The organism is Bacillus badius NBRC 15713 (assembly GCF_001591605.1).
Taxonomy (GTDB): domain Bacteria; phylum Bacillota; class Bacilli; order Bacillales; family Domibacillaceae; genus Pseudobacillus; species Pseudobacillus badius.
Genome location: NZ_BCVF01000007.1, coordinates 38,739 through 51,050 on the forward strand (window position 1 = coordinate 38,739; position 12,312 = coordinate 51,050).

The 12,312-nt window shown below is 41.8% G+C and carries 13 protein-coding genes and 1 pseudogene; 6 read left to right on the forward strand and 8 right to left on the reverse strand.

The window, feature by feature from the left end:
* Window positions 1-211: 211 nt before the first annotated feature.
* Window positions 212-559 (reverse strand): fluoride efflux transporter CrcB, encoded by a 348-nt coding sequence (crcB, locus tag BBA02S_RS05425; protein WP_041094598.1) that lies wholly within the window; start codon window positions 557-559, stop codon window positions 212-214.
* Window positions 556-942: a fluoride efflux transporter CrcB gene (gene crcB, locus BBA02S_RS05430; protein WP_041094600.1), complete on the reverse strand. Its 387-nt coding sequence runs from the start codon at window positions 940-942 to the stop codon at window positions 556-558. The genes crcB (BBA02S_RS05425) and crcB (BBA02S_RS05430) overlap by 4 nt, the downstream gene beginning before the upstream one ends.
* Window positions 943-1,134: 192 nt before the next feature.
* Here crcB (BBA02S_RS05430) and BBA02S_RS05435 point away from each other — a divergent pair, with 192 nt between their 5' ends.
* Window positions 1,135-1,440 (forward strand): monooxygenase, encoded by a 306-nt coding sequence (locus BBA02S_RS05435; protein ID WP_041094602.1) that lies wholly within the window; start codon window positions 1,135-1,137, stop codon window positions 1,438-1,440.
* Between the two features lie 35 nt (window positions 1,441-1,475).
* Here the strand turns inward: BBA02S_RS05435 and BBA02S_RS05440 are convergent, their stop codons facing one another.
* Both BBA02S_RS05440 and BBA02S_RS05445 read right to left on the reverse strand, forming a co-directional pair.
* Entirely contained in the window at window positions 1,476-2,357 is an 882-nt protein-coding gene (locus BBA02S_RS05440) for a DUF6612 family protein (RefSeq protein WP_041094604.1), read from the reverse strand.
* A gap of 190 nt (window positions 2,358-2,547) precedes the next feature.
* Window positions 2,548-3,447, reverse strand: coding sequence for a LysR family transcriptional regulator (locus BBA02S_RS05445; RefSeq protein WP_041094606.1), 900 nt, complete (start codon window positions 3,445-3,447; stop codon window positions 2,548-2,550).
* A gap of 129 nt (window positions 3,448-3,576) precedes the next feature.
* On the opposite strand from BBA02S_RS05445, the gene hutG reads away from it, so the two are divergent.
* The 5 genes from hutG to mutT all read left to right on the forward strand — a co-directional run bounded on the left by hutG (window position 3,577) and on the right by mutT (window position 7,266).
* Window positions 3,577-4,530, forward strand: coding sequence for a formimidoylglutamase (hutG, locus tag BBA02S_RS05450; protein WP_041094608.1), 954 nt, complete (start codon window positions 3,577-3,579; stop codon window positions 4,528-4,530).
* 14 nt (window positions 4,531-4,544) lie between these two features.
* Window positions 4,545-5,738 carry a sodium/glutamate symporter gene (gene gltS, locus BBA02S_RS05455; protein WP_041094610.1) on the forward strand — a complete coding sequence of 398 codons (1,194 nt, stop codon included), beginning with the start codon at window positions 4,545-4,547 and terminating at the stop codon, window positions 5,736-5,738.
* Window positions 5,739-5,895: 157 nt separating this feature from the next.
* Window positions 5,896-6,024 carry a protein YhfH gene (yhfH, locus tag BBA02S_RS20185; RefSeq protein WP_082027979.1) on the forward strand — a complete coding sequence of 43 codons (129 nt, stop codon included), beginning with the start codon at window positions 5,896-5,898 and terminating at the stop codon, window positions 6,022-6,024.
* Between the two features lie 181 nt (window positions 6,025-6,205).
* Entirely contained in the window at window positions 6,206-6,691 is a 486-nt protein-coding gene (locus BBA02S_RS05460; protein ID WP_041094612.1) for a hypothetical protein, read from the forward strand.
* A 170-nt stretch (window positions 6,692-6,861) separates the two neighbouring features.
* Window positions 6,862-7,266: an 8-oxo-dGTP diphosphatase MutT gene (mutT, locus tag BBA02S_RS05465; RefSeq protein WP_041113488.1), complete on the forward strand. Its 405-nt coding sequence runs from the start codon at window positions 6,862-6,864 to the stop codon at window positions 7,264-7,266.
* Between the two features lie 203 nt (window positions 7,267-7,469).
* Here mutT and BBA02S_RS05470 read toward each other — a convergent pair.
* The 4 genes and pseudogenes from BBA02S_RS05470 to BBA02S_RS05485 form a co-directional block, all read right to left on the reverse strand.
* Window positions 7,470-10,369 (reverse strand): annotated as a pseudogene (locus BBA02S_RS05470) (DEAD/DEAH box helicase).
* A gap of 279 nt (window positions 10,370-10,648) precedes the next feature.
* On the reverse strand, window positions 10,649-11,089 hold the full coding sequence (locus BBA02S_RS05475; RefSeq protein ID WP_041094614.1) for a GNAT family N-acetyltransferase: 441 nt from the start codon (window positions 11,087-11,089) through the stop codon (window positions 10,649-10,651).
* A 117-nt stretch (window positions 11,090-11,206) separates the two neighbouring features.
* Entirely contained in the window at window positions 11,207-11,662 is a 456-nt protein-coding gene (locus BBA02S_RS05480) for a GNAT family N-acetyltransferase (protein ID WP_041094616.1), read from the reverse strand.
* 106 nt (window positions 11,663-11,768) lie between these two features.
* The gene (locus BBA02S_RS05485; RefSeq protein ID WP_041113487.1) at window positions 11,769-12,062 is read right to left on the reverse strand and encodes an SAV0927 family protein; all 294 of its coding nucleotides are present in this window, start codon (window positions 12,060-12,062) and stop codon (window positions 11,769-11,771) included.
* Between the last annotated feature and the right edge of the window lie 250 nt (window positions 12,063-12,312).

Consider the following 12,312-nt stretch of genomic DNA (forward strand, 5'->3'; position numbering starts at 1 on the left):
TATTTGTTTCAGGAACGAAAAAAAGCCAGTTAACCCCCTTTGTATGTTTGGCGTTAACTGGCTGGATCTACTAATGGCTTCTTGCAGGAAGTCCCGTAGATTTATCAGTTTGATTCACAATGTCAAAACAACTTGCTTCTCATTTTAGAGGACGCTGCATCAAACGTCAATAAATTATAAGAATGTTTTGATTTTTTGACACTTTTTTCTTTTATAGCAGCATGCCAAGTGCGGCAGCCAAGCAGCCGACTGTGACTGAAACAGTTAGGTAGATAACAGCGGCAGTAAGCTTTCCCTCTTGAATAAGCGTGATGGTTTCATAACTAAATGTAGAAAAGGTGGTGTACGCCCCGCAAAATCCGGCACCAGCGAAGAACCATAGCTCGTCGCTTATATTTTCCGCTAGATAAAGGCTGGTCAGCCAGCCGAGCAGGAGGGCTCCTGTCATATTCGCCAGCCATGTTCCAATAGGGAATAGGGATCTGTTATTGAACAGCCCGCCAAGCCAAAACCTTGCTCCCGCTCCTAAAGCTCCGCCAATCCCAATTAGCCAGATCATTCTTTGCCTCCTTCTTTTCCGCCCGATAATGCCCATCTGCGCCCCGCCTCAGCCAGCAGCAGGCCGGCAAGCGTGCTGAGTAAAACATAAAGCACAGCCGGTAATACACTGCCTGCTTGCACCAAGCGGATCGTTTCCACAGAAAAGGTTGAAAAAGTAGTAAACGAACCGATAAATCCTGTACCAATCATTAACACGATCTCAGGCTTAACTCTTGGGCTGCAGCTTACATAGGTCAGAAACCAGCCTAGCAAAAAACAGCCGATAAGATTAATAAGCAACGTTCCTAGAGGGAAGCCATGCACCGGATCGATCCATTCACCGAATCCATATCTGCTTATCGCCCCCGCAAACCCTCCGGCCATGACAAAGAACCCTTTCATCCCGATCTCCTTTCTCTGTTGATGCCTCCTTTTATTTTAACACTTCCCCTCGACCGCCTGCCATGCTGACTGGAATGAACAGCATTCCCTGAATCGAAAGCAAACGCCTCCTCACGCCCATTGGATCTTCTCCCTTTATATTGATCGCTCTTTTCGGCTATTATAAAAGCAAGCAAAGAAAGGAGAATCGAGATGGCTTACATATTACAAGTTGATTTTCATCATGCGGGACCATTCGGAGCGGAGATGGAGGCGGCCTTTTCCGATTTGGCCAGAAGCATCAACGAAGAAAAAGGACTGATTTGGAAAATTTGGACAGAGAATGCAGAAACACATGAAGCCGGCGGCATTTATTTGTTTGAAGCTATAGAGGATGCGAAAAACTATTTGACGAAGCACACGAAACGCTTAAATGGCTTTGGCATCACAGATGTCCGCGGGAAGATATTCCAAGCCAATGAAGGGCTGAGCCGCATCAATCACGGACCCATCAAATAAAGAAGTCCCCGCTTATACAAGCGGGGACAACCGGATTATTCCATCTCTGGCATCGGTACTTCCTGAGCATTTTTTACAACATCATCTGGCACTTTAATCGGCTCAACTTTGTTGTAGTCCTTGTACACGACATTCATTACTTGGGAGGTTTTCATTTCGTTGCCTTCAATATCCATGGCCATATCCATATTTATATCCATTTTTGTTGTCTCGAAAGTCTTTTTGTCTACATAAATCGTATAATTCACTTTTTCTATTTTCATAGCGTCCATCATTTCTTTCAGCGATGCCTGGGCTTCTTCAGCTTCGGCCCCCTGCATCATTTGGGACATTTGTGATTCAATTAACTTATTGAATTTCTCTCCGGAAGCATCAAGCTTTAACACATAGCTATCTGCTGTCTGCTCGAATTTAAAGTCATCTTTAAATTGCTCTAGCTGCTTCAGCTGCTCTTCAGGCTTTGCCTGCTGCTGAGACATTTTCATGATTTGGTCATACATTTCCTTCGGCAGCTTCATCCATTGGCCGCCTTCAGGCTCCTTCATATAAAAGCCTTGCTCTGTCATATAAGACTCAACCGGCATCGGCTCCATCTGCTCTGCTCCGTCTCCAGCCACCGTCATTGTTCCTTTTTGATAGACAGCAATTGGCTCCATTGTCACGTCCATGTCCATTTTCATGGAAGTTGTCATAGACTTATCTTCTTGTGAATAGGTCATTTTTTGCTTCATATCCATCGCTGCGCTCAAGCTTTTTGTTTCTTTAGACACTTCCATCGTCTTGTTAAATACTTCTCCAAGTGTCATTTTGCTCGTTTCTTCTTTTGGCGTTTCCGGCGTTGGTTTTGCCGTTTCCCCGCAAGCAGCAAGACCGAGTGTTAAAACTCCAGCTGCCATCCAGCTTGCCCATTTTTTCATTTCTTTACCTCCTAAGTAATCTGTCTTCTCTCTATTCTATACGAATCAACCATCGAAAAGTTTCAAAAAATGGGTGATATTGTCGTTTTTATTTAAAATAGGAAAATAACCCTACTATGTACTCTTTTTCATTTTAACAAAATCAATCTTATTTACCAGGTCTGTGTTACCTGTTCCATTTGTTTGCCTGTTAGAGAGCGTTCACTTTCCCATTAAAAAAGGCATTGACTAAGGACATAAAGCGCAGCACAAGCGGCGGCAAATAGCTGTTTTTATTAAACGCCAGATACACCATTCGCGATAAGTTCGGATCTTCTAACGTCTTCACATGAAAGGACGCCTGCCTGTCGAACTTGACATAGTTTTCAGGAAGGATCGTTGCGCCCATTCCCTCCTCCACGAGCCGGCAGGATATTTCAAAGCGTTCAACTTCAAACTGAATATTCGGCTTAACCCCGGATTTTTTAAAAGCATTCAAAATATCTATACGGGTTTGAAACCCTTCCTTGCATATAATAAAAGGCTCCTCATTCAAGTCCTCTATAACGAGAGACGAAGCATTTTTTAACGGGTGATTTCCAGGCAAAAGCGCGACTAATCTTTCTTCATAAATAGGTATCGCTTCGATTTCCTCATTGTCAATATATTGATTAGTAATCGCTGCATGGATCTCAAAATTGTTTAGCGCTTTTTCTACATCGGTCAGACTTAATATATCCATCAGCTGAATTCTGACGTCGTTATGCTCGGCTTTAAAGAGAGACAGCACTTTCGGCACCCAGTACTTTGCTGATTCAATCATCCCAAGTGACAATTCCATCGGACCGTTTTCTCTCAGTCTTTTCATTTCATCAGTGACATGTTCAAAATGATCGATAAGCTTTTTGGCTTTCTGATAGAAGATTTCCCCTTCCTTTGTCAGCTGCACCTCTCTATTGCTGCGATCCAATAAAGTTAAGCCCAGCTCATTTTCAAGCTTTTTGATAGCGGTGCTTAAAGACGGCTGGGAAATGTGAAGAGCAGAAGCCGCTTCGGTAAATGTACGTTTTTCTGCAATAGCAATGAAATAATAAAGTTGTCTGATTTCCATCTTCCTCCTGTTATAGCTAAAAACTATAGAAATATACTTTTTCTATATTAGTCATTATATATCGGCCTGCTTTATAATAAAAAGATAAGCAATTTTCAAATCGAATGATTATGCAGTTATGAGGTGATTATGATTTATACTTTAGCAGATCAACAGCACTGGAGCGGCAGAATTGACAGTGAAAGCGACCGGAGCGCTTTTCGTCTCCATCAAATAGTAACGTTAAAAAACATCGAACAATTAAATGAAAATGAAAGCGCTTTTGGCCTCGTCGGATTTGAGTGCGAAGAAGGCGTGCGACGCAATAAAGGAAGATTAGGAGCGGCTTTGGCTCCAAATAAAATTAGACGATTTTTGTCGAATCTTCCGTACACTTTTGATAAAAAACTCATCGACACCGGCAATATCGCTTGTGACGGAAACCAGCTGGAAAAAGCCCAGGAAGAACTCGGCAGCCATATCAGCAAGCTATATCGCCACTCTTGTGTCCCGATTATTTTAGGAGGCGGCCATGAAACGCTGTATGGCCATTATTTAGGTGCGAGAAAACACATCGGGCCTCATGCTTCCTTGGGAATTATCAATATTGATGCCCACTTCGATATGCGCCAGGATCCTCTTCCTTCTTCCGGCACGATGTTCAGACAAATTCTTGAAGAGGACGAGCAGGCAGGCTACTTATGTATCGGCATTCAAGAATTAGGAAATACAAAAGCACTGTTTGAAGCAGCTGACCAGTTAGGCTGCACTTATATCTATGAAGAAGATGTAGCGGCTAATGACTTCTTGAATACGTTTAGGGAAATTGACCGGTTTGCTGCTCAATACGACTATGTTATTTTAACTTTATGCACAGATTCCATTCGTGCCGACGCAGCACCTGGTGTCAGTGCCCCGTCTCCTTTCGGTTTAGAACCAAAAACCGTCAAAATTCTGTTAAAATATATAGTGGCGAAAAACAACCTGCTCAGCTTCGACATTTCAGAAGTAAATCCGATCTATGACGAAGGAGACCGGACGATCCGGCTTGCCGCCTATCTGGTCGCAGAAGTGCTGCACCATTACAACAAGATACAAACATAACAAGGAGTGACATTATGACAGTTGAAATCAACCAAGAGACTACTATCTTCCTAGCAGTAGCTGTCTTTATGCTTGGAACATACTTAAATAGAAAACTAACGATTCTGGACAGATTCTGTATACCTGCCCCGGTAGTTGGCGGGCTCATATTCGCTATCATTGCAACCATCCTGAAAAGCACGAACCTTCTCCATATCACTTTAGATACTTCCCTTCAAGGGCTGTTCATGATTACTTTCTTTACAACAGTCGGCTTGGGTGCGAGCTTTGGACTGATTAAGCTTGGAGGAAAGCTCCTGGTTATTTACTGGGTTTCATGCGGCTTTTTAGCTCTTATGCAAAACGTTATTGGTGTGTCCTTAGCTAAATTGCTTGATATTCATCCGCTCATCGGCGCAATGGTCGGTGCTGTTTCGATGGAGGGGGGCCATGGCGGAGCGACAGCATTCGGGACAACTATTGAAAACCTGGGCATCGACTCGGCTCTATCTATCGGATTAGCTGCTGCCACGCTGGGATTAGTCGCTGGCGGGCTGGTTGGCGGTCCAATTGTCAAATATCTCATCAATAAACATAACCTGAAGCCTTCAGAATCCCAATTGGATCTCCCTTCCGACTTAGAAGAACAAGAGGAGAAGCCGATCACCTCTCGATCCTTTATGATGCAAGTGTTTATTATTACTTTATGCATGGCCGCAGGCTCTTATCTCGGCAATCTGTTTACGAGCTTGACGGACTTTTCTCTTCCTGATTATGTGTGTGCTATGTTTGTTGCTGTTATTGTCCGGAACGTCTTGGACCGTATTGACGGAAACATCGTTCAAATGAATAGCATTTCACTGATCGGAGATATATCGCTCAGCATCTTTTTGTCGATGGCACTTATGAGCATCAAGCTTTGGGAAATTGCGGACCTCGCACTTCCGCTAATTCTTATCGTGCTTATTCAAGTAATTTTCATTTCTTTGTTCACTATCTTCATTCTCTTCAGATTGCTGGGCAAAGATTATGACGCGGCCGTAATGGTCGCTGGATTTGTCGGACATGGCCTTGGGGCGACGCCAAATGCGATTGCCAATATGAGCGCAATTGTCAATAAATTCGGTCCTTCCCAAAAAGCGTTCTTAGTCGTTCCAATTGTTGGAGCCTTCTTAATTGATGTATTCTCTATACCAATCATTATTACAACGATCAATCTATTCAGTTAAACTACTTTGTTCTACTGTGTCCAAGCCCAAGGTTTGGACACAGTTTTTTTATTTAAAAAAACAAAATAATTATATAACAGTTGTTGACTTTATATATCTGTTATAATACAATTCATATAAAGATAAATCAGAATAATCAAAAAAGGAGGGTATCTCTATGATGCCATTAGAATTCTACCGCAATATCCCACAGAAGGAATGCTGCCAATGCGGCGTAAAAATGGTTGAGCAGCACGAGTCTTACCATAACGAATGCGAGCACTGCCTAAGCAAAGTGGAGGAATAAACCATTGCCTGTTCCATGTCTCTCTTTTCCATAAATCCGCCTGTCCGATCATTGGCCAGAGCGGATTTTTTTATTGGACAAACACCCGCTCGCCACTTTCCAAAATTTTCATCGATTGAATAGAAAAAAAGCACCCTCTCCGTTAAAATTATCTGATAGAGAACCTTTTCTTAGAAGGAGTTTGATAGCCATCGTTACTTTTCAAAGATTAATTGCCAGTCAGAATGTTGAGTTCTACAGGGTAATAGGAACGGACTTTGAAGATGTGGGCTACTTGATGTTTCATGATGCCCGAAGAAAATCTAGACTAAGCGATAATCAGGTTCTAGTTGAAAGCGGGATGACCGAAGAGGGATTTCAGGACTATGCCCGCGCCAATCATATTGAGGTATTATTCTTTTCTTACTTTGATACGGAGGCAGAAGAAAAACAGCAAGAGTTCCGTCAAATATTAGGATTTGTCGATGGGATGCTGGATTATAAGCCGGATACGACCTACTTTATTGAGCTCTTTCCGATTGAGGAGGATGAAGAATTGGCCTTCGCTTACCCGAATGAATTTGAGAAAGTCAGTGAATTTGCCCAGCACCTGGCTGCCCGGGCCGAGAGAAGCGTGGCAGTTCCAAGAATTACGAGAGAATCTTTTAAGTATTTAACACAGAGATAAGAACAGTCGCCTTGGAAGCCCCATTCCAAGGACGGCTGTTTTTTTCGACTAATAACCTCCATGCTTTCTCAAAAACTCTGTAAACTCAGGAAGTCCTCCCGTTTGTGAGCGAAATTATGTTACATTAGACAAAGAATAGATCTGCTTAACGAATAAAAGGAGCTGTTCAGATGAAAAAAACAATTAAAGTAGTTGCAGCTGTATGTTTTAATGAACAAAATGAGGTTTTGTGCGCACTCCGTTCACCAGACATGTCTTTGCCTAATCTCTGGGAGTTTGCAGGAGGAAAAGTCGAAAAAGAGGAAACTCCTGAAGAGTCGCTCATAAGAGAAATCCAAGAGGAGCTTGGATGTACAGTGAAAGTACATGAGCTGATTGAGGATGTAGTTCATGAATACCCTAATATTATTGTTAATTTACTTACATACCGCACCACAATAACAGCAGGAACACCGCGTGCAAAAGAGCATGCTGAAATTAAATGGGTCCCCCTTCATGATTTACGTTCATTAGAATGGGCACCTGCAGATATTCCAACGATCAATAAGCTGCTGTCCACGAGGGTAGATGCCTAATTCCTTTTTTAGCTATCGATGTTATGTTTGGCACTTTACTCTCAATCTAACTAAAAGAGGCTGTCCCAAAAGGTCATAACACATGATTTTTTGAGACAGCCTCTATTTTCTTCTTAGAAACCGGCTGATTGTCATTCCGGCGGAAAAAATCGTTCTCTTTTCTTCCTCTGTTTTTATGTGAGAGACTTATTGGCCAGTTCCTTTCAACCTTGAGTCCCTGTTCTAATGTAGTTATACAGATTACTGTCAACCGGCTTCTCCATCACCATATTCATGCGGACAACCGGAATATCTTGCTCTTTCTTATTTTTCATTGTGGTTTGCTCAACGCTCTTTTCATCTGGCCATGCTTGTCCCAAGTAATAGAAGTCGCCGCCTTCATCATTATCCTTCTTCACAAAAATATGGATGTCAATGTTCCTTTCTTTAGCCTTGATAATCTGCTGGACTTCTTCCGACTGTAATTTCCGATTGCTTCTCGTATACCACTTCAGAATGTCCTTGCTGAGAAACTCATCCCCATAAGCAACACTCGAATCCACCGCTTCATGCTTGTGATAAGTAATAAAGATAGGGCATGTGCCGTGTTTCGTTTTATAGCCATATATCGTCGATTGCTCATTTTTCTCCCAATTTAAAAGCCGGCAGGCATCTTTTCTCGTATATTTTTGATATAAAGTAAATGGTTGACTGCAGCTGTACAGCTTAGCTTTTTCTTTTGCACTCCGCAAGACATCAAGTGCTAACTCCTTAAAATATGGCTTAGAAGAGAGACTTTTCTCTATGGTTACATTTAAGCGGCAGTCCCGTTCAGTGAACAAAACGACTGGCTCCTCTCCATACTGACTTCTCTCGCTCTTCGTGAAAAATGATAAGTCAAAAAGGCGCTGAACTGAGGCAAGTGTCTGTTCATCTGCCCGGCAATTCATGTCAGCCAGGTAGCTAAGATATTCACTGTAAGGGACGCTTCCTTTTTCTAAAAGGCACTCTAGTAACAGGATTTCATGTTTTCGCTTGCCATTCAATATTTCGAGCGATAACATCGTCAACACTTTGTTTTCGTAATCAGTTAACGGCGGGACATCCTCTCCCATTTTGGCGAGAAACTGATGATAATTCGCATTCTTTTCTGCAATGACGACCGGATCAATAGAATGATTATTGATAAAGTCATACAAATAAGGCGTTCTGCCAATTTTATTTTTCAAATGAATAAACGCTTCTTTTAATATTTTCATTGCCGTCAAATTGCTTTTATCAATAGCTTCAAAAATTTTCTTCTTCGCCACTTCTTCAAAATTTATCGTAGAAATGCCTTTAATATAACTCGTATCCAGGGTCCTTCGGCGAAGCCTGTCCTTATTTTGCGAGCTCTCTCCAGAAAGGGCAACCGGTATTAAATAGTTATTTTTATAATTTCCTATAAAGTCAATAATCGTAACAAAATCCTTCGCTTTATGCTTCCGTAATCCTCTTCCCAGTTGCTGAATAAAGATAATGCTGGATTGCGTCTGCCGCAGCATGACAACTTGGTTAATACTTGGAATGTCGATTCCTTCATTGAAAATATCAACAGTAAGTATATAATCAAGCTCCCCTTCTTCTAATTTCCTGACAGAGCGGATCCTTTCCTCTTGAGAACTTTCACCTGTCAGCGCCGCGGTACGCAAGCCTTTTTCATTCAACTGGCGGGACAATTCCTTCGCTTCTTCTTTCCGGCTGCAAAACATTAGCCCTTTCACCGTTCGGCCAGAAAATCCGTAGTATTGAATTTTGTCCAGTAAATGCTGGACGCGCTCTTCCGTCACAAGCTGGGATAAAACAGTTGTATCATCAATCGTCTCGCCGTTATATTCAAAATCTGTCACGCCAAAATAATGAAAGGGACAAAGCATATCCGCTTCAAGCGCTTCCTGAAGACGAATTTCATAAGCAACATTGTAATCGAATAATTCGTAAATATTAATATCGTCTGTTCGTTCCGGGGTTGCCGTCATGCCCATTAGAAAGTGCGGCTGAAAGTGCTCGATCACTTTCTTATAAGAGGCAGCTCCGGCTTTATGTACTTCATCAATCAAAATGTAATCAAATTCATTGGGATCAAATTGGCCTAGCACCTCTTGCTTGGACAGGGTTTGAATCGTCGCAAATAAATACTTCGCTTCTGTTTGTCTGTTCGTTCCTGTGAGCGTGCCAAACTCTTCATCGATCCCGCCAAGCACCTTCTGAAAATCTGATTTTGCTTTGTTTACAATTTGCTCCCGATGAACAATGAACAGCAGACGCTTAGGTGCAAACCGTCTGACATCAAAAGCTGCAAGATAGGTTTTTCCTGTGCCTGTTGCTGAGACAACAAGCCCTTTGTCTTTTCCTGCGTCCCGAACAGCCTGAATGGCAGCCAGCGCTTCATGTTGCATCCTATTTGGCTTGATTTCAATCGATTCTTTTAAGGAATTTACACGATAAGGTGCAGGCAGCTCCATTACTTGATCCATCGCCTTCTTATCAACAAGCTGCACATAGTCTGCTTCATACTCCGCAATCCACTGTTCAGTTAACGGCTGGGATTGCTCCCACACTTCTTCAAACTGGTCGCGAAAATGATGAACAATTTCCCCGTTTTCATGGGAAGTCAATTTTACATTCCATTCATAATTCACCTTTAGGGCATGGGCTGTTAAGTTAGAGCTTCCGACAATCAATGAATAATGTCTTCCATGATTAAAAATATATCCTTTTGAATGAAAGCCTTTTACATTCGTCAATCTTACTTCCACATTTGCAATTTTCAGCAGCTCTTTAAACACTTTGGGCTGGTTAAAGTTTAAAAAGGTAGAAGTTAAAATCCGACCCTTCACACCTTTTTCTTTAAATCCCAAAGGCAGGACTTCAAGGTGGCAAGTCCGCTTTCGGTAATGAAGGCTACAGAAAATATAAATGTTTGGCTTTGATGCAATTCTTCAATTATCGAGGTAAGAACCGTTTCATTTTTTTGTGTGTTATTGATTAATAATTTTGGCTTGTAATTTCCGATTTGCCGAATATTTTGATTGATAAAACCTTTATGTAAAGATGCTTCTAAATGCTGAACAAAGTTTTCCACGTCATCACCATTCAATCGTTATTAATAGAAACTTATGGCTGTAAAGAAAAGCCGTTTATCCACTCCACAAAAGCTATCTAGTCATCTGCCTGCTATCAAGCAATGATTTATTATTTTTTCCCTTTTATTATAACTATGAAGCAACTGAAATAGCTATTGAATTGGAAGTTCATCTCATTTTAAACATTATTTATCATATGCTGCCTGTACGGCTTTTATAGCAAAATAAAGACATCCTAAAGGCAGCCTTTAGAATGTCTTTTTGCGAATCGGTCCCGCTCATAGCTTAAATTCATAATAAAAAAACTTCTCATCCTTCACCCAGCCGTCCGATTCATATAAATGCTGGGCTGATTTATTGTCTACCGCTGTCTGCAATTGCAATCCCTTGGCGCCCGTTTCTTTTGCAAATTGTTTGGCAGCCTGCAGCAGTGCTCTCCCTGCTCCTTTATTGCGGCTGTCCGCTGTGACAAACAAATCGTTTAAAATCCATACTCGTTTCATAGCCACAGAAGAAAACGTTGGGTACAACTGAGTAAACCCGATAGATTGGCCGTTTTCAACCGCCATGAAAATGACCGATTCCTCCTTTTCCAGACGCTCACGGATAAAGCTCTCCGCGGCCTCCTTATTAGAAGGCTGCTCGTAAAAAACTCTGTATGCATCGAACAGCTCAGCCACACTGTGTACATCTTCCCGTGTTACTTGATAGACGTTCATTTCTATTCCCCCTATGCAATGTCTCACTACTCAAAGTATATCATTATAGCTGGAAATAAAAAGAATTTTCTATCTTTTTAGCTGTTTATCTATCGCTTGCGCATTTGCATATGCCGCTCAAGTGATTTCATAGTTTAACCAAGCAGCTTTACTCGCACCGACTTTATCATATAAAGCTTGCGCAGCCAGATTATCATGAGCGGTTTCCCAAATCATGTGAGAATAGCCATTCTCCCTCATATAACGGATGCAAGTCTGCAGCAGCTGCTCTCCGATTTTTTGCCCCCTTATTCTCGGCGTCACATATAAATCATAGAGAAAAGCCATTCTCTTTACTTCAAGTGTATTGAAAGTAAAATACAAGGTCGCAAAACCGGCAAGGTCCCCTCCGCTCCTTTCCGCTACAAATTGGATGCCTTCGTAAGGATGTTGAATTAAATGCTTAATCAATGTTTCCAATGATTCTTCACTCGGGCGGTCACACTTGTAGAAGTCGACGATGTACTCATACATCAGTTCCATCAATTGCGGAACATCTTTTTCCTCAGCAGGTCGAATATGAATGGTTTCCATGTCTTATCCATCCCCTTCATTTCTCTTATTTAAAAAAACGAACAGATTGTCAGCAAAACTGCCTTCTCATTTGGATCACACCTTTGTTACAAACAAAGCTCTCTCTTTAATAAGAAAGCTCAGCCGGCTCCAAGGCTCCCAAAACGCCATATAGAAAGCTTTGCACAGCCTCTATATCCCCTGCTTCAATCCCCAGCCTCTGCGGCCAATAGTCACGATCTTCAATATCCTCTTCGCACATCAATACCATTCGGTGGTTTTGCAGTGAGAGAACGATGCTGTTGCCTAAAAATTGCTTCGTGTTAATAATGGCAAAATCATAACGATGCTCCTCCGTCATCAAGCAAACAAACCGATTGGATTGCAGCTCCGATTCATCCATCAAGAAAGTAATATCCATGGCCATTCCTCCTTTTTCGCTTTTTTAGCAAACAAATTTATTTGCGCTCATTTCTTTTTGTTGTGGAATATAAAAGCAAGAATTGTGCCATTTTGAAAACAAAGGCATAGGCCAAGGCGGTCTGGCGCCTGAACACCCTCCAACGGCAGCACGAGCAAACAATGAACAGTCACGTTTATTCAAAATTGGGTGGCTTTACCCTATTTTGAATAAAGAGAAAAACCTTTTATCGTTTTCAGGAGGTTTTCAG